Annotated in this window: 20 protein-coding genes; 11 read left to right on the top strand and 9 right to left on the bottom strand. The window is 65.3% G+C overall.

Annotated features, from left to right (window positions below; genetic code table 11):
• Positions 1-25: 25 nt before the first annotated feature.
• The 4 genes from clpA to icd form a co-directional block, all read right to left on the bottom strand.
• The gene (gene clpA / locus ACSFA0_RS11720) at positions 26-2,347 is read right to left on the bottom strand and encodes an ATP-dependent Clp protease ATP-binding subunit ClpA (protein ID WP_435450345.1); all 2,322 of its coding nucleotides are present in this window, start codon (positions 2,345-2,347) and stop codon (positions 26-28) included.
• Positions 2,348-2,401: 54 nt separating this feature from the next.
• Positions 2,402-2,761 carry an ATP-dependent Clp protease adapter ClpS gene (gene clpS, locus ACSFA0_RS11715; protein WP_435450344.1) on the bottom strand — a complete coding sequence of 120 codons (360 nt, stop codon included), beginning with the start codon at positions 2,759-2,761 and terminating at the stop codon, positions 2,402-2,404.
• A gap of 202 nt (positions 2,762-2,963) precedes the next feature.
• Positions 2,964-5,195 (bottom strand): NADP-dependent isocitrate dehydrogenase, encoded by a 2,232-nt coding sequence (locus tag ACSFA0_RS11710; RefSeq protein ID WP_435450343.1) that lies wholly within the window; start codon positions 5,193-5,195, stop codon positions 2,964-2,966.
• Positions 5,196-5,301: 106 nt separating this feature from the next.
• Positions 5,302-6,561, bottom strand: a complete 1,260-nt coding sequence (gene icd / locus ACSFA0_RS11705) for an NADP-dependent isocitrate dehydrogenase (RefSeq protein WP_435450342.1) — start codon at positions 6,559-6,561, stop codon at positions 5,302-5,304.
• Between the two features lie 189 nt (positions 6,562-6,750).
• On the opposite strand from icd, the gene ACSFA0_RS11700 reads away from it, so the two are divergent.
• On the top strand, positions 6,751-7,068 hold the full coding sequence (locus tag ACSFA0_RS11700) for a cell envelope biogenesis protein TolA (protein WP_435450341.1): 318 nt from the start codon (positions 6,751-6,753) through the stop codon (positions 7,066-7,068).
• 138 nt (positions 7,069-7,206) lie between these two features.
• Positions 7,207-7,656 carry a DUF192 domain-containing protein gene (locus ACSFA0_RS11695; protein WP_435450340.1) on the top strand — a complete coding sequence of 150 codons (450 nt, stop codon included), beginning with the start codon at positions 7,207-7,209 and terminating at the stop codon, positions 7,654-7,656.
• A gap of 74 nt (positions 7,657-7,730) precedes the next feature.
• On the opposite strand, the gene ACSFA0_RS11690 is transcribed toward ACSFA0_RS11695, so the two are convergent.
• Positions 7,731-8,312: a superoxide dismutase gene (locus ACSFA0_RS11690; protein WP_435450339.1), complete on the bottom strand. Its 582-nt coding sequence runs from the start codon at positions 8,310-8,312 to the stop codon at positions 7,731-7,733.
• A 49-nt stretch (positions 8,313-8,361) separates the two neighbouring features.
• Positions 8,362-9,669, bottom strand: coding sequence for an exodeoxyribonuclease VII large subunit (gene xseA, locus ACSFA0_RS11685; RefSeq protein ID WP_435450959.1), 1,308 nt, complete (start codon positions 9,667-9,669; stop codon positions 8,362-8,364).
• Between the two features lie 315 nt (positions 9,670-9,984).
• On the opposite strand from xseA, the gene ACSFA0_RS11680 reads away from it, so the two are divergent.
• The 6 genes from ACSFA0_RS11680 to adk all read left to right on the top strand — a co-directional run bounded on the left by ACSFA0_RS11680 (position 9,985) and on the right by adk (position 13,749).
• Complete coding sequence (locus ACSFA0_RS11680; protein ID WP_435450338.1) at positions 9,985-10,617, top strand: MotA/TolQ/ExbB proton channel family protein; 633 nt, start codon at positions 9,985-9,987, stop codon at positions 10,615-10,617.
• A 22-nt stretch (positions 10,618-10,639) separates the two neighbouring features.
• Positions 10,640-11,062 (top strand): ExbD/TolR family protein, encoded by a 423-nt coding sequence (locus ACSFA0_RS11675; RefSeq protein ID WP_435450958.1) that lies wholly within the window; start codon positions 10,640-10,642, stop codon positions 11,060-11,062.
• A 1-nt stretch (position 11,063) separates the two neighbouring features.
• Positions 11,064-12,044, top strand: a complete 981-nt coding sequence (gene lpxK / locus ACSFA0_RS11670; RefSeq protein ID WP_435450337.1) for a tetraacyldisaccharide 4'-kinase — start codon at positions 11,064-11,066, stop codon at positions 12,042-12,044.
• Positions 12,025-12,207, top strand: coding sequence for a Trm112 family protein (locus ACSFA0_RS11665; RefSeq protein ID WP_262075405.1), 183 nt, complete (start codon positions 12,025-12,027; stop codon positions 12,205-12,207). The genes lpxK and ACSFA0_RS11665 overlap by 20 nt, the downstream gene beginning before the upstream one ends.
• The gene (gene kdsB / locus ACSFA0_RS11660) at positions 12,207-12,971 is read left to right on the top strand and encodes a 3-deoxy-manno-octulosonate cytidylyltransferase (RefSeq protein WP_435450336.1); all 765 of its coding nucleotides are present in this window, start codon (positions 12,207-12,209) and stop codon (positions 12,969-12,971) included. The genes ACSFA0_RS11665 and kdsB overlap by 1 nt, the downstream gene beginning before the upstream one ends.
• Before the next feature lie 121 nt (positions 12,972-13,092).
• Positions 13,093-13,749, top strand: coding sequence for an adenylate kinase (adk, locus tag ACSFA0_RS11655; RefSeq protein ID WP_435450335.1), 657 nt, complete (start codon positions 13,093-13,095; stop codon positions 13,747-13,749).
• Positions 13,750-13,764: 15 nt separating this feature from the next.
• Here adk and ACSFA0_RS11650 read toward each other — a convergent pair whose 3' ends face one another.
• The 3 genes from ACSFA0_RS11650 to ACSFA0_RS11640 are packed head-to-tail and all read right to left on the bottom strand — an operon-like array spanning position 13,765 to position 15,672.
• Positions 13,765-14,238 (bottom strand): DUF6152 family protein, encoded by a 474-nt coding sequence (locus tag ACSFA0_RS11650; protein ID WP_435450334.1) that lies wholly within the window; start codon positions 14,236-14,238, stop codon positions 13,765-13,767.
• A 14-nt stretch (positions 14,239-14,252) separates the two neighbouring features.
• Positions 14,253-14,669, bottom strand: a complete 417-nt coding sequence (locus ACSFA0_RS11645; RefSeq protein WP_435450333.1) for a hypothetical protein — start codon at positions 14,667-14,669, stop codon at positions 14,253-14,255.
• Positions 14,670-14,679: 10 nt separating this feature from the next.
• Complete coding sequence (locus ACSFA0_RS11640; RefSeq protein ID WP_435450332.1) at positions 14,680-15,672, bottom strand: asparaginase; 993 nt, start codon at positions 15,670-15,672, stop codon at positions 14,680-14,682.
• Positions 15,673-15,742: 70 nt separating this feature from the next.
• Between ACSFA0_RS11640 and lexA the strand changes: the two genes are divergently transcribed.
• From lexA to ACSFA0_RS11625, 3 genes are all read left to right on the top strand, one after another.
• Positions 15,743-16,417, top strand: a complete 675-nt coding sequence (gene lexA, locus ACSFA0_RS11635; RefSeq protein WP_435450331.1) for a transcriptional repressor LexA — start codon at positions 15,743-15,745, stop codon at positions 16,415-16,417.
• Positions 16,418-16,529: 112 nt separating this feature from the next.
• The gene (locus ACSFA0_RS11630) at positions 16,530-16,892 is read left to right on the top strand and encodes a hypothetical protein (protein WP_435450330.1); all 363 of its coding nucleotides are present in this window, start codon (positions 16,530-16,532) and stop codon (positions 16,890-16,892) included.
• An 81-nt stretch (positions 16,893-16,973) separates the two neighbouring features.
• A complete protein-coding gene (locus ACSFA0_RS11625; RefSeq protein WP_435450329.1) occupies positions 16,974-17,981 on the top strand; it encodes a D-2-hydroxyacid dehydrogenase family protein in 1,008 nt (335 codons plus the stop codon).

Below are 17,981 nucleotides of genomic sequence, written 5' to 3'. Positions count from 1 at the left end.
CCACGCGTGCCCGTGCGAAAGTCGATCAGCCTGCGGCAGCCTCCTCGGCTTCCGGCTTGGCCTTGCCTTCCTTCTTCGGCAGCGGCTGGATGTCGAGCTGCACTTCGTCCTTGTCGTCGAGGTCGACGGTCAGGCGACCGCCGTCCTGCAGGCGACCGAAAAGCAGTTCGTCGGCCAGTGCACGACGGATCGTGTCCTGGATCAGGCGCTGCATCGGGCGCGCACCCATGAGCGGGTCGAAGCCCTTCTTCGCCAGGTGCTTGCGCAGGGTGTCGGTGAAGGTGACGTCGACCTTCTTCTCGGCCAGCTGCGTTTCCAGCTGCAGCAGGAACTTGTCGACCACCCGCAGGATGATCGATTCGTCCAGCGCCTTGAAGCTGACGGTGGCGTCCAGGCGGTTGCGGAACTCCGGCGTGAACAGGCGCTTGATGTCGGCCATCTCGTCACCCGATTCGCGCGGGTTGGTGAAGCCGATGGTCGCCTTGTTCATGGTCTCGGCACCCGCGTTCGTCGTCATGATGATGATGACGTTGCGGAAGTCGGCCTTGCGCCCGTTGTTGTCCGTCAGCGTGCCATGGTCCATGACCTGCAGCAGCACGTTGAAGATGTCCGGGTGCGCCTTCTCGATTTCGTCGAGCAGCAGCACGCAGTGCGGCTTCTTCGTGACGGCCTCGGTCAGCAGCCCGCCCTGGTCGAAGCCGACGTAGCCCGGAGGCGCGCCGATCAGTCGGCTCACGGCGTGACGCTCCATGTACTCCGACATGTCGAAGCGGATCAGCTCGATGCCCATGATGTAGGCCAGCTGCTTGGCCGCTTCGGTCTTGCCGACGCCGGTGGGGCCGCTGAACAGGAACGAGCCGATCGGCTTGTCGCCCTTGCCCAGACCCGAACGCGCCATCTTGACCGCCGAGGCGAGCACCACGAGGGCCTTGTCCTGGCCGAACACGACGCTCTTCAGGTCGCGCTCCAGCGTCTGCAGCTTGCCGCGGTCGTCGTTCGACACGTTGGCAGGGGGAATGCGCGCGATCTTCGCGACGATTTCCTCCACCTCGGCCTTGGTGATCGTCTTCTTGCGCTTGCTCGGCGCCAGGATGCGCTGGGCCGCGCCGGCCTCGTCGATCACGTCAATCGCCTTGTCAGGCAGGTGACGGTCGTTGATGTACTTAGCGCTCAGCTCGGCAGCCGCCTGCAATGCCGCCACGGCGTACTTCACGCCATGGTGTTCCTCGAAGCGCGACTTCAGGCCCTTGAGGATGTCGACGGTTTCCTGCACCGTCGGCTCGACCACGTCGACCTTCTGGAAGCGACGCGACAGGGCCGCATCCTTCTCGAAGATGCCGCGGTATTCGGTGAAAGTGGTCGCGCCGATGCACTTGAGCTGACCGCTCGAAAGCGCTGGCTTGAGCAGGTTCGACGCGTCCAGCGTGCCGCCCGAGGCCGCACCGGCGCCGATCAGCGTGTGGATCTCGTCGATGAAAAGCACCGCATTCGGCCGGTCCTTCAGCGACTTGAGCACGCCCTTGAGGCGTTGTTCGAAGTCACCGCGGTACTTGGTGCCTGCCAGCAGCGCGCCCATGTCGAGCGAGTACACCTGGGCTTCAGCCAGGATTTCCGGCACGTCGCCCTGCGTGATGCGCCAGGCCAGGCCCTCGGCGATGGCCGTCTTCCCCACGCCGGCCTCGCCGACCAGCAGCGGATTGTTCTTGCGCCGGCGGCACAGGATCTGGATCACGCGCTCGACCTCGTACTCGCGACCGATGAGCGGATCGATCTTCCCGTCCTTGGCCATCTGGTTGAGGTTCTGGGTGAACTGCTCCAGCGGCGAAGCCTTCTCGTTCTTCTCCCCGCCGCCCTCCTCGCCCTCGTTCGAGGACGATTCGGTGCTGCCCTTGGCAGCTTCCGGCGGATCGCTCTTCTTGATGCCGTGCGCGATGAAGTTCACCACGTCCAGCCGGGTCACGCCCTGCTGATGGAGGTAGTACACCGCGTGCGAATCCTTCTCACCGAAGATCGCGACCAGCACGTTGGCGCCGGTCACTTCCTTCTTGCCGTTGCCGGTGGATTGCACATGCATGATGGCGCGCTGAATCACGCGCTGGAACCCGAGCGTCGGCTGGGTGTCGACGTCGTCGGTCCCGGCCACCTGGGGCGTGTTGTCCTTGATGAAGTTCGTCAACGACGCACGAAGGTCATCGACATTGGCCGAGCAGGCGCGCAGAACCTCTGCGGCGCTCGGGTTGTCCAGCAAAGCGAGCAACAGGTGCTCTACCGTGATGAACTCGTGGCGCTGCTGCCTGGCCTCGACAAAGGCCATGTGCAAGCTGACTTCCAGTTCCTGGGCAATCATGTGATTTCCTTTTGCCTTGCTGTAAATAGATACTCAGATGGGTCAGCGCGCGGCTTATTCAACCGGCTCGCTGACGCACTGCAACGGATGCCCGGCCTGGTGGGCCGCTTCCATCACCTGATTGACCTTGGTGGCCGCCATGTCGCGGGAGTACACGCCGCAAACGGCCCGACCGTCGAGGTGGATCTTCAACATGATCTGGGTCGCGGTTTCGCGGTCCTTGTTGAAGAATTCCTGAATGACGACGACAACGAACTCCATGGGGGTGTAGTCGTCGTTGAGCATCACCACCTGGAACATCTGCGGCGGTGCCGTTTTCTGTGGGCGACGCTCCAGGACGACCGAATCGCCATCGCCCCCCGCGGGCTTCTGGGCCGGCGGCGTGGCGGGTTTCGGGGGGTTTCGGGTTGCCATGAAATTCATTCTATCGATCGAGCAAGCGCCATGCCGACGCCATTGGATTTGGTGTCATGTTACGAAGAAAACAAGAGTGACGAACAGGCGCTTTGGCCAAGTTTTACACGCGCAAAAACGCCCCGGCATCTGCGAAGACACCGGGGCGTTGCGTTTTAGCCAAAGGCAGCGTCGCCTGCTCGCCTTTTGTGCTTGATCCGGGTCAGGCGCCGACCGCGCCCAGGGCGGCGTTCAGCGTCGCGCTCGGCCGCATGACGGCTTCGCACTTCTTGGCGTCCACCAGGTAGTAGCCGCCGATGTCCGCCGGCTGGCCTTGCACCGCCTTCAGCTCCTCGACGATCTTCTGCTCGCCGCGGGCCAGCGCCTCGGCCAGGGGCTTGAACTTGGCCTGCAGCGCCGTATCGTCGGTCTGGGCTGCCAGTTCCTGCGCCCAGTACATCGCCAGGTAGAACTGGCTGCCACGGTTGTCGAGCTGGCCAGTCTTGGGCGACGGGTTCTTGTTGTTGTCCAGCAGCTTGCCGGTGGCGGTGTCCAGCGTTTTCGCCAGGATCTTGGCCTGGGCGTTGTTCGTCTTCAGACCCAGGTCCTCCAGCGAAACGGCCAGGGCCAGGAACTCGCCCAGCGAATCCCAGCGCAGGTGGTTTTCCTCCACCAGCTGCTTGACATGCTTCGGCGCGGAACCCCCGGCGCCCGTCTCGTACATCCCGCCGCCGGCCATCAGCGGCACGACCGACAGCATCTTGGCGCTGGTGCCCAGTTCCATGATCGGGAACAGGTCGGTCAGGTAGTCGCGCAGGATGTTGCCGGTGACCGAGATGGTGTCCAGGCCGCGGATGACGCGCTCCAGCGTGTAACGCATGGCGCGGACCTGCGACATGATCTGGATGTCCAGGCCCTGGGTGTCGTGGTCCTTGAGATACGTCTGTACCTTCTTGATCATTTCGGCTTCGTGCGGGCGGTACGGGTCCAGCCAGAACAGCGCGGGCATGCCCGAGTTGCGGGCACGCGTGACGGCCAGCTTCACCCAGTCGCGGATGGGCGCGTCCTTGACCTGGCACATGCGCCAGATGTCGCCGGCTTCCACGTTTTGCGACAGCAGCACTTCGCCGGTGGCGATGTCGACGATGTTCGCCACGCCGTCTTCGGCGACCTCGAAGGTCTTGTCGTGCGAACCGTATTCCTCGGCCTGCTGGGCCATCAGGCCCACGTTCGGCACGGTGCCCATGGTCACGGGGTCGAAATTGCCGTTGGTCTTGCAGAAGTTGATGATCTCCTGGTAAATGCGGGCGAAGGTGCTCTCCGGGATGACCGCCTTGGTGTCCTTGGGCTTGCCGTCGGCGCCCCACATCTTGCCGCCGATGCGGATCATGGCCGGCATCGAGGCGTCGACGATCACGTCGTTGGGCGCGTGCAGGTTCGTGATGCCCTTGGCCGAATCGACCATCGCCAGTTCGGGGCGGTGCTCGTGGCAGGCGTGCAGGTCACGGATGATCTCTTCCTTCTTGGACGACGGGAGCGTCTCGATCTTGGTGTACAGATCGACCATGCCGTTGTTGACGTTCACGCCCAGCTCGTCGAAGAGCTTGTCGTGCTTCTCGAAGGCTTCCTTGTAGAACACACGCACCGCGTGACCGAAGACGATGGGGTGCGACACCTTCATCATCGTGGCCTTGACGTGCAGCGAGAACATCACGCCGGTCTTGCGGGCGTCTTCCATCTCGTGTTCATAGAACGCGAGCAAGGCCTTCTTGCTCATGTACATGCTGTCGATGATCTCGCCAGCCAGCAGCGACACCTTCGGCTTGAGCACCGTGGTCTTGCCGCTCTTGCCGACCAGCTCCATCTTGACGTCGCGCGCCTTGTCCAGCGTCATCGACTTTTCGCCGTGATAGAAGTCGCCGTGCTTCATGTGGGCCACGTGCGTGCGCGACGCCATGCTCCACTCGCCCATGCTGTGCGGGTTCTTGCGGGCATATTCCTTGACGGCCTTGGGCGCACGGCGGTCCGAATTGCCTTCGCGCAGCACCGGGTTTACGGCGCTGCCCAGGCACTTCGAGTAACGGGCGCGAATCGCCTTCTCTTCATCGGTCTTGGGGTCTTCCGGATAGTCCGGAATCTTGTAGCCGCGCGCCTGCAGCTCCTTGATGGCGCTGATCAATTGGTGCACCGACGCACTGATGTTCGGCAGCTTGATGATGTTGGTGTCGGGCAGCAGCGTGAGCTTGCCGAGTTCGGCCAAGTTGTCAGGCACGCGCTGCGCTTCGGTCAGCGATTCCGGGAACTGGCCCAGGATGCGGGCGGCCACCGAGATGTCGCTGGTCGTCACGTCGATGCCGGCGGGGGCCGTGAAGGTACGGATGATCGGCAGGAAAGCCTGCGTCGCCAGGAAAGGCGCTTCGTCGGTCAACGTATAGATGATGGTTGGTTTGCTCATGCGGCCTGCATCCTTGATGTCATGGAGTCTGTGTGTCACCGGCGCCCGCCGGATCGTCGATTATTGTCGCCGCTCGCACGGCTGTGCGCTGCGCGGGCGGCGCGCATCACATGTTGTCGATCATCACCTGCCCGAAACCCGAGCAGCTGACCTGTGTCGCGCCGTCCATCAGGCGCGCGAAATCGTAGGTGACCTTCTTGCTCAGGATCGACTTGCGCAGCGACAGGATGATCAGGTCCGCTGCCTCTTTCCAGCCGATGTGGCGCAGCATCATCTCGGCCGAGAGGATTTCCGACAGCGGGTTGACGTAGTCCTTGCCGGCGTACTTGGGTGCGGTGCCGTGCGTGGCCTCGAACATCGCTACGGTGTCGCTCAGGTTGGCGCCGGGCGCGATGCCGATGCCGCCGACCTGCGCCGCGAGCGCGTCGGAGAGGTAGTCCCCGTTGAGGTTGAGCGTGGCGACCACCGAATACTCCGCCGGACGCATCAGGATCTGCTGCATGAAGGCGTCGGCGACGCGGTCCTTCACGGTGATGAACTTGCCGGTGTTCGGGTTCCTGACGCGCATCCAGGGGCCGCCGTCGATCAGCTCGCCACCGAACTCTTTGGCTGCGAGGCCATAGCCCCAGTCGCGGAAGGCGCCCTCGGTGAACTTCATGATGTTGCCCTTGTGCACCATCGTGACGGAGGGCTTGTCGTGGTCGATCGCGTACTGGATCGCCTTGCGCATCAAGCGCTCCGACCCCTCGCGCGACACCGGCTTGATGCCGATGCCCGACGTTTCGGGGAAGCGGATCGTCGTGATGCCGAAATCGTTCTGCAGCAAGGCAATGAGCTTGCGGGCCTGCTCGCTCTCGGCTGCGAACTCGATGCCTGCATAGATGTCTTCCGAGTTCTCGCGGAAGAGCACCATGTTCGTCTTGTGCGGCTCCTTCAGCGGGCTGGGGACGCCGTCGAAATACTGGATCGGCCGCAGGCAGACGTACAGGTCGAGCGCCTGGCGCAGCGCGACGTTCAGCGACCGGATGCCGCCGCCGACCGGCGTGGTCAGCGGGCCCTTGATCGACACGACATGGTCACGCACGGCCTGAATCGTCTCGTCGGGTAGCCACACGTCGGGGCCGTAGACCTTGGTCGCCTTCTCGCCGGCGAAGACTTCCATCCAGTGGATCTGGCGTTGGCCACCATAGCTCTTGGTCACCGCGGCATCGACCACCTTCAGCATGACCGGCGTGATGTCGACACCGATGCCGTCGCCTTCGATGAAGGGGATGATCGGCTGATCTGGCACACGAAGCGACTTGTCGGGCTCAACGGAAATTTTCTGGCCGGCGACGGGAACCTGGATGTGCTGGTAACTGGACATTGGGCGGGAGTGGCTCCGAAGTAACATTTGCTGGTTGAAACGACTTCAACCGGGATCAATAGCTTTAGAATTTTAGACGCAAGCAATCCCGTCAACGGCCGTGTCAACCGCGGTCGACCCGGCTTCGTTGTTTGCAGACCTTCTGCGCGGTGGAAGGCGTCATCACTCAACTCCTCGAGGAATTCCTAAATGAACAAAACTCTCGCAATCCTGATCGCCGGCCTTTTCGCAGCAGCTGCTCACGCCCAGACCCCCACGGCTGAAAAAGCGGCTGTGACGAACAGCAAGCCGCAGGCCCGCGCCGAAGCCAAGGTTGCCAGCAAGCCTGCTGGCCAAGTGAAGACCGGTGCCGGCGGCGACATCAACAAGGTCCCCGAAGGCGGCGCGATCGGTACCGACAAGGCGGCCGTGGCCGGCGAAAAGCGCGCCGAAACGCGTGATACGCGCCGCACCAACAAGGACGGCTCCGTGAAGGCCAAGTCGATGCAAGGCGGCACCCCCAAGTAATTGGAGATGACCTAAAAAGAGGCGTTCTTCGGAACGCTTTTTTTTCGCCTGTCTCAAAGTGGTTGCACTTTTCCTGCAACCCTCTCTCTAATTGGGTACGCTTCCATCCTCCTCTTTGAACACCCAATTCCACGCATCATGTTTCCGCGCGCCATTGCCCTCTTCTCTTTGTGCTTGCTCTCTTTTGCCGCGTTCTCGCAGGAGGCTCAAACGGATCTCCCTCGCGTTAAATTGTCCGCGGGCATGTACCAGATCGACGCGCAGGTCGCGCAGACACCGCAACAGCAGCAGATCGGCCTGATGTTCCGCAAGGAGATGCCGCAGGCCGAAGGCATGCTCTTCGTCTTCGCCCAGCCATCGACCCAGTGTTTCTGGATGAAGAACACGCTGCTGCCGCTGTCCGCCGCCTTCGTGGCCGACGACGGACGGATCGTCAACATTGTCGACATGCAGCCGCTCACGCTCGAATCGCATTGCTCGGAGGAACCCGTGCGCTTCGTCCTTGAAATGAACCAGGGCTGGTTTGCCAAGAAGAACATCAAGAAGAACGCCAAGCTCGGCGGTGCGCCCTTCCAAGCCAAGCGCTGACGCTGCGGCGCCCGGCAAAGAGACGAAAAAAAGCCGGCGCGAGGCCGGCCTTGTCTTGCGGGCAGAGCCCGGACTTACGCGAAGTTCTTCTGTGCGAAGTCCCAGTTGACCAGCTTGGCCAGGAAGGTCTCGACAAACTTGGGACGCAGATTGCGGTAGTCGATGTAATAGGCGTGTTCCCAAACGTCGACCGTCAGCAGTGCCTTGTCAGCGGTTGTCAGCGGGGTACCGGCGGCGCCCATGTTGACGATGTCGACGGTGCCATCGGCCTTCTTCACGAGCCAGGTCCAGCCGGAACCGAAGTTGCCGACGGCCGACTTCACGAAGGCTTCCTTGAAAGCGTCGTAGCTGCCCCACTTGGCCTCGATGGCCTTCGCCAAATCACCGGTGGGCGCGCCGCCGCCCTGCGGCTTCATGCAGTTCCAGAAGAAGGTGTGGTTCCAGATCTGCGCGGAGTTGTTGTAGATGCCGCCGCTGGACTTCTTCACGATCTCCTCGAGCGACATGCTTTCGAACTCGGTGCCCTTCTGCAGGTTGTTCAGGTTCACGACGTACGCGTTGTGGTGCTTGCCGTAGTGGTACTCGAGCGTTTCCTTCGAATACTCGGGCGCGAGTGCGTCGAGGGCGTACGGGAGAGGAGGTAGGACGTGTTCCATATTCTTGGCTCGTGGGTTGGTTGCGGAATGATGGGATTCTAGAAAGGATTCAGCCGCCCCGCGTCGGCGGTGGCCGCGTGCGCACGGCATCGACATGGACATCGAGGCTGCCGTCGGCGAGTCGCACCGACAGAGCGTCGCCGGGAGCGACGCGCGCAGCGCTGGTCACGGCTCGCCCTTGGGCGTCGACGAGCCACGCGTAGCCGCGCTGCAGCACCTGCGCCGGGTCCAGCAGGCGCAGCCGCGCATCGAGCCGGTCGAGGCGTTCCCGATGCTGGCGCAGCCCGCCCTGCCACAAGCCGGGCCAGCGTTGGTGCTCGGTGCGTGCCCGTTGCGCGAGTCGCTGGTGCTGCGACGCGACGGCATAGCGCAGCCGCTGTGCCTCGCGCGCCAGCCGCAGCTGCTGTCTCAGCACGACGGACGATGGCCGCCCCAGCCGGCCGGCGGCCAGGTCCAGCCGCTGGCCGAGCAGATCGATGCGGGCGCCGATGGCGTCGTGCAGCTTGCCCTCGATCAGTCCCAGCGCACCCAGCCAGACATCACGCGGCGCCGAGACCAGCTCCGCCGCGGCGGTCGGCGTCGGGGCGCGCAGGTCGGCGCAGAAATCGGCGATGGTGAAGTCGGTCTCATGGCCGACGCCGCACACCACCGGCACAGGGCTTTGCACGATGGTGCGTGCCAGGGTTTCGTCGTTGAAGGCCCAGAGGTCTTCGATCGACCCGCCGCCGCGCACCAGCAGGATGACATCGACAGGTTGCGGCGACATCCAGAGCGACTGCAACGCCTGCACCAGCTCGGCCGGCGCACCGGAGCCCTGGACGGCGGCTGGCGCCAGCACGACCGGAATGTGCGGCACCCGCCGGCGCAGGGCGGTCACGACATCGTGCAGCGCCGCGGCGCCGAGCGACGTGACCACCCCGACGGCGCGCGGCATGGTCGGCAACGCCCGCTTGCGCGCGGGGTCGAACAGCCCCTCCGCCTCGAGCTTGGCTTTGCGCTGCAGGAACTGCTCGAAGAGCGCGCCCTGCCCGGCGCGCGACAGGCTCTCGACGACCAGCTGGAGGTCACCCCGCGGCTCGTAGACGGCGAGCCGGCCGCGCACCTCCACTTGATCGCCATCGCGCGGCGAGAAGTCCACCAGGCTGGCAGCGCGCCTGAACATGGCGCAGCGCAGTTGCCCCGAAGCATCCTTGAGTGCGAAGTAGCAATGGCCGCTGGCCGCACGCGAAAAGCCGGAGATCTCGCCCTGCACGGTGACCGGATTGAAGCGCGCGTCGAGCGCATCGGCGATCGCATGGCACAGAGCGCCAACCGCCCACACCCGCGGTGCCAGCCCGCGCGACGGCGCGTCGTCGATCACGGCGCCAAGCTCTCGGCGACCGGCACTCGTCCACAGTGCATGGCGGACGCTCCATCGACCCGCACCTGCACCTCAGCAAGGCACGGCTTGTGGTGCAAGCTGTTGATTTCAATCAGAAAACTGCTGCTCAAAATTCGATCGTCCTAATGCAACGCCCTGTTCATGCGGGTGCGAGGCAGTTGCCAACGCAGTTAATCACAAAGTTATCCACAGAATCTGTGCGTCTTCGCTGACAGCGACAGCGCTCGGTTTCTGAGCCCGGCACTCGGTGATAATCGCCGCGCATTCGCAATCCACGGGCCGGAGGATTTCTTGTTTTCCATCATAGTTGCTGCGGGCTGGCCGATCTGGCCGCTGCTCGCCTGTTCGGTGCTGGCTTTGGCCTTGGTCATCGAGCGCTTCACCAGCCTTAAGACCGCACGCGTCCTCCCGCCCAAGTTGCTCGACGAGGCCATCACGGTGTCGCGCAATGCGGTACCCGGCCCCGACATCGTGACGAAGCTGGAGAAGAACTCCGCGCTCGGCGAAGTGCTCGCTTCGGGCTTCCGGGTGATCAGTGCCAACCCCCGGTGCAGCGAAGACGACGTTCGGGTCGCCATGGAGGCCTCCGGCCGCACGGTCGCCCATCGTCTCGAACGTTGGCTCCCGGCGCTCGCGACCATCGCCTCGGCCGCGCCGCTGCTCGGCCTGCTGGGCACGGTGATCGGGATGATCGAAATCTTCGGCTCGCAGTCACCCGCCGGCGGCGCGGTGGGGTCGGGCAACCCGGCGCAACTGGCGCACGGCATTTCGATCGCGCTCTACAACACGGCCTTCGGACTGATCGTCGCGATTCCGACGCTGATCTTCTGGCGCTATTTCCGAACCCGTGTCGACGAATACCTGCTGAACCTCGAGTTGGCCGGCGAACGCTTCGCACGGCATCTCGCCACGCTGCGCAAGTGAGCCCGCGATGAAGCCCGGCCGCATGCATTTCCGCCATGGCGCGCGCGACGAGCCGGAGATCAATTTGATTCCCTTCATCGACGTGTTGCTGGTCGTGCTGATCTTCCTGATGCTGTCGACGACGTACAGCAAGTTCACCGAGATGCAGCTGCGTTTGCCGGTGGCCGACGCCGAGCCGCAGCGCGACTACCCCAAGGAAGTGATCGTCGCGGTGTCGGCCGACGGTCGCTACTCGATCAATCGCAACGTCCTGCCCGACCGCAGCGTCGATACCGTCGCCGCTGCGCTCACGGCGGCGGGCGGCACCAAGGACAGCGTGGTCATCATCAGTGCCGACGCGAGTGCCGCGCATCAGGCGGTGATCACCGTGATGGAAGCCGCGCGCCGGGCCGGCATGGTGCAGATCACCTTCGCCACACAGTCCGCCGCCCAGGCGGGACGCTGACTTGCAGCTGCAGCGCGCCTGGCTCGAGCGAGGCGCGGTCGCGCGGCTGTTGTGGCCGCTTTCACGACTTTTCGGGCTGCTCGCGGTGCTGCGCCGTGCGCTGTATCGCGCGGGCTGGCTGCGCACCGATCGCGCCAGCGTGCCGGTCGTCGTCGTCGGAAACGTGGTCGCCGGCGGTGCGGGCAAGACGCCCGTCGTGATGGCCATCATCGAGCACTTGCGCGCCCGCGGCGTGCCGGCGGGCGTGATCTCGCGCGGCCATGGCCGCCGCACCACCGACTGCCGCGAGGTGCGCGACGACAGCGATCCGCGCGATGTCGGCGACGAGCCGGCGTTGGTCCGCCGATCGACCGGCGCGCCGGTGTTCGTTGCGGCCCGGCGCATCGACGCGGCACGCGCACTGACAGCGAAGTATCCCGATGTGCGCGTGATCATCAGCGACGACGGCCTGCAGCACCTGGCGATGGCGCGCGACATCGAAATCTGCGTTTTCGACGACCGCGGCATCGGCAACGGCTGGCTGCTGCCGGCCGGGCCGTTACGGGAGCCCTGGCCGCGGGCCTGCGATCTGGTGCTGCACACCGGCTCGCGGCCGGCCTTCGCCGGCTTCACGGCCCGACGCTCGCTGGCCGAATCGGCCGTGTCTGCCGACGGTGCCACGGTGCCGCTCGCGCACCTGGTCGGGCAGCCAGTCATCGCGGTCGCCGGGATTGCCAAGCCCGAGTCCTTCTTCCAAATGCTGCGGGACAAAGGTCTCGTGCCCGCACGCTGCATCGCCCTGCCCGATCACCATGATTTCGAGGATTGGTCGCCCGTGGCCGGGGCCGACGCGACCGTGCTGTGCACTGAAAAAGACGCGCTCAAGCTGTGGCGCCGACAGCCCGATGCGCTCGCGGTGCCGCTGCGCTTCGAGCCGACGCCGGCCTTCCTGGCGGCACTCGATGCAAAGCTATCATCGCTCGATGGACACCAAGCTTCTTGAACTGCTCGTCTGCCCCGTCACCAAGGGCCCGCTGACCTGGGACGCCGAGAAAAAGGAACTGGTCTCGCGCAGCGCGCGGTTGGCCTATCCGGTACGCGACGGCATCCCTGTATTGCTGGAAAACGAAGCACGCACGCTGTCGGACGACGAACTCGGCCTCTGATGCCCTTCACCGTTCTGATCCCGGCGCGGCTCGCCTCCACGCGTCTGCCCGACAAGCCGCTGGCCGACATCGGCGGCCTGCCGATGGTGGTGCGGGTGGCGCAGCGCGCGCTGGCGTCGGGCGCGTCGCGCGTGGTCGTCGCCGCGGACGATGCACGCATCGTCGACGCCTGCACGCGGCACGGCATCGACGCGCTGCTGACGCGCACCGACCATCCGAGCGGCAGCGATCGCCTGGCCGAGGCTTGCACGCAACTCGCGCTGCCCGACGACGCGATCGTCGTGAACGTGCAGGGTGACGAACCCCTCATCGACCCCGCCTTGATCGACGCGGTGGCGGCCGAACTGGCCGCGCAGCCGGAGGCCGCCATGAGCACGGCCGCCCACCCGATCGATTCGGCCGCCGACTTCGGTAACCCGAACGTGGTGAAGGTGGTGCTCGACGCACGTGGACACGCGCTGTATTTCAGCCGTGCCCCCATTCCCTGGTGGCGCGACGGACGCGCACCGAACGACGGCCCCGCCGTGCCGACCTCGCCGGCACCGCTGCGCCACATTGGCATCTACGGGTACCGCGTCGGCTTCATCCGGGGGTTCCCGACCTTGCCCCCGGCGCCCATCGAAAGCACCGAAGCGCTCGAACAGTTGCGCGCGCTGTGGCATGGCTTTCGCATCGCCGTTCATGTCAGCGCGCGCAGCCCGGGCCCGGGCGTCGACACACCGGAAGACCTCGCCCGCGTACGCGCGCTGTTCGTGGGTCGCTGAGGCGTCTTTCCCGGGCATTTCGCACGGGGTCGCATGCTATCCTCGACGCAATTCCGCCCTGACCCTTGCCCCTGGTGGCCGGCTCGGCGCGACAGAAATCTAAGAACCGTCCGAGGACACCATGAGACTGATTTTGTTGGGCGCCCCCGGGGCAGGCAAAGGCACGCAAGCCGCGTTCATCTGCAAGAAGTACAACATCCCGCAAATCTCGACGGGCGACATGTTGCGCGCCGCCGTCAAGGCCGGCACGCCGCTGGGCCTGCAGGCTCAGGCCGTGATGGCCTCGGGCGCACTGGTGAGCGATGACCTGATCATCAACCTCGTCAAGGAGCGCATCGCGCTGCCCGACTGCGCGAGCGGTTTCCTGTTCGACGGCTTTCCCCGCACGATCCCCCAGGCCGACGCCATGCGCGCGGCCGGTGTCAAGCTCGACTACGTGCTCGAGATCGACGTGCCCTTCGCCGACATCATCGAGCGCATGAGTGGCCGTCGCTCGCACCCGGCCTCGGGCCGGATTTACCACGTCAAGTTCAACCCGCCGAAGGTCGACGGCAAGGACGACGCGACCGGCGAAGATCTGGTGCAGCGCGAAGACGACAAGGAAGAGACTGTGCGCAAGCGGCTCGACGTCTACAGCCAGCAGACCCGCCCGCTGGTGGACTACTACGCCGACTGGGCCAAGACGGAACCGGCGGCCGCTCCAAAGTACCGCGCCATCAGCGGCGTCGGCACGGTCGACGAGATCACCCAGCGCGCCCTCGCTGCCCTGAGCAGCTGACGCGCCGAGTCGCGGTCAGGCCGGGCTGGAACGCAGCCCGTAGGCCTGACCGTCGACGAACAGATATTCCACCCGCATCACGGCGGCGCCCTGCTCGCCCGTGAACGTGAAGCCGACGGCCGACACGGCCGCACCCGGCTTGATTTCCGCGACCTTCCAGGCCGACATGCGCGTCAGCGGGGCCAGTTCCAGCTCCCACTCGCGGTCGGCGCGCTTCGGCGCAGTGGCCTTGCTGAGCATCGCCGCGCCGTCGACCCCGGCACTCTGCGCGGGGACCGCGCGCTTGCCGAGATCGGCCGGCACCTTCAAGCCAGCCGGCACCTCGATCACCAGTTCCGCATGCGGGTTCTGCCAGCGCGAGCGCAGCACCTTCCCTTCGAGATAGATGGGACGCTCCTGGTCGAAGCTGCTCCACCCGTGGTGCGCCCAGGCAGTGGAAAGCACCCAGGGCGACGCGGCGGTAGCGGCAAGGAGATGACGGCGTTGCATGGCGAATCCTTTCGTCAGTAGGCGATCCAGCGGCCGCAGAACACGACGGCCAGCCAGAGCGCAGTGGACATCAACAGCTGTACCCGCGCTGTCACGTCGAGTTTCGACAGCGAACCCCGGGCATGGAACCACGCGGCGTTGCAGCCGGCCGCAGCGAGCAGCCCCATCTTCCACAGGAACGAGCGATTGGTCAGAAGTTCCGCAGGCTGGGTGGCGAACATCAGCAGGCCGGTCGCTGCGGCAAGGCCGAAACCACAGGCCGCCAGGCCGAGCGACAGCCGCGCGAGCGCCACGACGGGCAGCGCCTGAACGCGCCCGAACACGCGCACCTCGAGCGCCACCAGATTACCGAGCAACAGCGCGATCCCGACGATGTGCAGCGCCTCCAGTGTCGGGTAGGCCCAAGGGTGCGACTGCAGCGCGCTCAGCATGCCCGATCGATCAGCGCTCGCGCGCTGTCAGCAGGTCCAGCAACAAAGCCACCCGTGCCTTGACCGGCGTGAGCGCACCGGCGTCGCGAACCATCGCGTGAGGCGTTGCGAGGATGCGCCCCTGCGCGCAGCGGGTCGCGCGAACCACCGCGATGCCAGCGGCCTGCGCGCGCAGAGCCGCGGCTTCGACCGCGTGATGAAGGGTGCCGTTGCCCGTGGCGGCCAGCACCAGACCATCGACCGAGTGGGCACTGCCCGACTGCCGGGCGTGCACGAGCGCATCGATGAGCAACCCCTGCGCGCCCGCGTGGCTGGTCAGGATCTCCACCCGCGGCCAGGCGAAGGGTTCAGTCGCGATCACGGCCTCAAGACGTGTCACGGCGGCCTCATCGACCTCCGGCCAGTCACGCAGCGCCCGCAGCTCGCCCTCTTCCATGTAGCCCATGGCGCCGGCGTCGCCCGAATCGAAGGCGTCCAGGCGGTAGGTGTGCACCTTCTGCACGTCCATCGAGCGATGAACCGAGCCGGCACACACCACCGTCACGCCGCAGGCGCCGGGCCACGCCGCGAGGCCGATCGCGTCGCGCAGGTTCTGGGGGCCATCGGGCACCAGCGCAGTGGCCGGCCGCATCGCGCAGGTGAGCACCACCGGCTTGGTCGCGCTCAGCACCGACTGCAGGAAGAAGGCGGTCTCCTCCAGCGTGTCGGTGCCATGCGTGATCACGATGCCGCGGATGTCGTCGAGGGCCAAAGCCTCGGCGCACCGCGCTGCGAGCGCACGCCAGACGTCGAAGTCCATGTCCTTGCTGTCGAGCTGCGCGATCTGCTCTGCCCACACCGACAGGCCCGACGGAAGATCCAGGGCCTGCAGGAGCACATCGACACCGACTTCGCCCGCCGTATAGCCAACGTTGTCGGATGCGGACGCCGCCCGGCCGGCGATCGTGCCGCCCGTGCCCAAAACGAGCACGCCCGCTGCGCTGGAGGTGCTTTTGTTGACCATGTCTTGCAAAGTCCGAAAAACTGTTTAAAAATACAGGTACTGGATATGCAACCAGCACCAAGGAGTTCACATGCAGTTCGCCGTCAAGCTTACCGCCCGTCAGCAGCAGATTCTGGACCTGATCCGCAGCACCATCGCGAAGACCGGTGCTCCGCCGACGCGCGCGGAAATCGCGGCCGAACTGGGCTTCAAGTCGGCCAATGCGGCCGAGGAACATCTGCAGGCGCTAGCCCGCAAGGGCGCGATCGAGCTGCTCAGCGGCACCTCCCGCGGCATCCGGCTCAAGGGTGCGGCACTGCGCTCGCTCAACGAGTCGCGTGACAACCAGTTCTCGCTCTCGCTGCCGGGCATGGCCCAGCTGGCGTTGCCGCTGGTGGGCCGCGTGGCGGCGGGTTCGCCGATTCTGGCGCAGGAGCATGTGGACCAGACCTATTACGTCGAGAACACGCTGTTCCAGCACCAACCCGATTACCTGCTCAAGGTGCGCGGCATGTCGATGCGCGACGCCGGCATCATGGACGGCGACTTGCTGGCCGTGCAATCCACCAAGGAAGCGCGCAACGGCCAGATCGTGGTCGCACGCCTGGGCGACGAAGTGACTGTCAAGCGCCTCAAGCGCAACAAGCTGGTGATCGAGCTGCACGCCGAAAACCCCGACTACCCCACCATCGTGGTCCAGCCCGGCGAGCCCTTCGAGATCGAAGGCCTGGCCGTCGGTCTGATCCGCAACACCATGCTGATGTAGTGCATCGCAAGGGCTGCGCCAGGTGGCGGGCGTATGGCAATCAGGCCATCACCCTGGCGCAGTCCTATCCTGCAATCCTGCCTGTGTTCAATCTCTGACCTTTGGAGTTCGCATGGGAATCGTTCTGCTCACTTTCGTCGACTTGCTCAGCCCGCTGCAGTCGCTCGCCCATCGTTGGATGCCGCAGCTGGGCGGACGCCGCGCCACCGCCTTCGACGCCCGCGCCGATCTTCGCTACGTGGCCGTGCGGCCGGTCTGCACGCCACATGCCGGGACGCCCGTTGCAGGCAGCACGCATGCACCCGCCGCGGCGCGGGCGCTGCGGGTGGTCCGCACGGTGGATGCACAACAGCCGGGCCGCCGGGCCGGTCGCGTCGTGATTTCCGGGCGCATGGCAGACGTGTGCGCCGAACTAGACCGCCTGGCCGCGCTCGAGGCGGCCGACACCGTGCGGGGCACACGCCCACTGCACTGAGCCCGATGCCCTGAACGGGCCTGTGGTGTGGATGAGGGGCCGTCGTCGATGGTCGCGTGGCGCGAGGCACAATGACGCGCCATGAACATTGTGATCCTCGACGACTACCAGGACGCGGTGCGCAAGCTGCAATGCGCCGCCAAACTCGATGCCTACGCGGCGAAGGTCTACACGAACACCGTCAAGGGCATCGGCCAACTGTCGGTGCGCCTGAAAGACGCTGACGTGATCGTCCTGATCCGGGAACGCACGCAGATCTCCCGGCAGCTCGTCGAGAAGCTGCCCAAGCTCAAGCTCATTTCGCAGACCGGCCGCGTCGGCAAGCACATCGACGTCACCGCCTGCACCGAACAAGGCATCGCCGTGGCGGAGGGCAGCGGCTCACCGCTCGCGCCGGCCGAGTTGACGTGGGCCCTGATCATGGCCGCGATGCGGCGCCTTCCGCAGTACATCAGCAACCTCAAGCATGGTGCCTGGCAGCAGTCGGGCCTCAAGTCGGCGTCGATGCCGCCCAACTTCGGGCTCGGCTCCGTGCTGAAAGGCAAAACCTTGTGCATCTGGGGCTACGGCCGCATCGGCCAGCTGGTCGCACGCTATGGCCAGGCTTTCGGCATGCAGGTCGTGATCTGGGGCCGCGAGCAGAGCCGCGACCTCGCTCGATCCGATGGCTTTCAGGTGGCGCCGAGCCGGGAGGCCTTCTTCGCCGCAGCGGACGTGCTCACTGTGCATCTACGCATGAGTGACGAGACCCGCGGCATCATCACGTTGGAAGACTTGTCACGGATGAAGCCGACCGCGCTGTTCGTGAACACGTCGCGGGCCGAGCTCGTCGAACCCGACGCGCTCCTTGCCGGACTGAACCGCGGCCGACCCGGGATGGCCGCCATCGATGTGTTTGAAAGCGAGCCGCCCTTGCAAGGCCACGCGTTGTTGCGTCTCGAGAACTGCATCTGCACGCCCCACATCGGCTACGTCGAGCAGGACAGCTACGAGATGTATTTCGGCCAGGCGTTCGACAATGTGGTGAGCTTCATCAAGGGCAACCCCACCAACATCGTGAACCCTGGCGCCCTGCAGGTTCGCCGCTGA

Source organism: Variovorax restrictus, assembly GCF_051216715.1.
Taxonomy (GTDB): domain Bacteria; phylum Pseudomonadota; class Gammaproteobacteria; order Burkholderiales; family Burkholderiaceae_C; genus Variovorax.
Note: the sequence above shows the minus strand (reverse complement) of the source record. Positions and strands in the feature narration are given on the sequence as shown.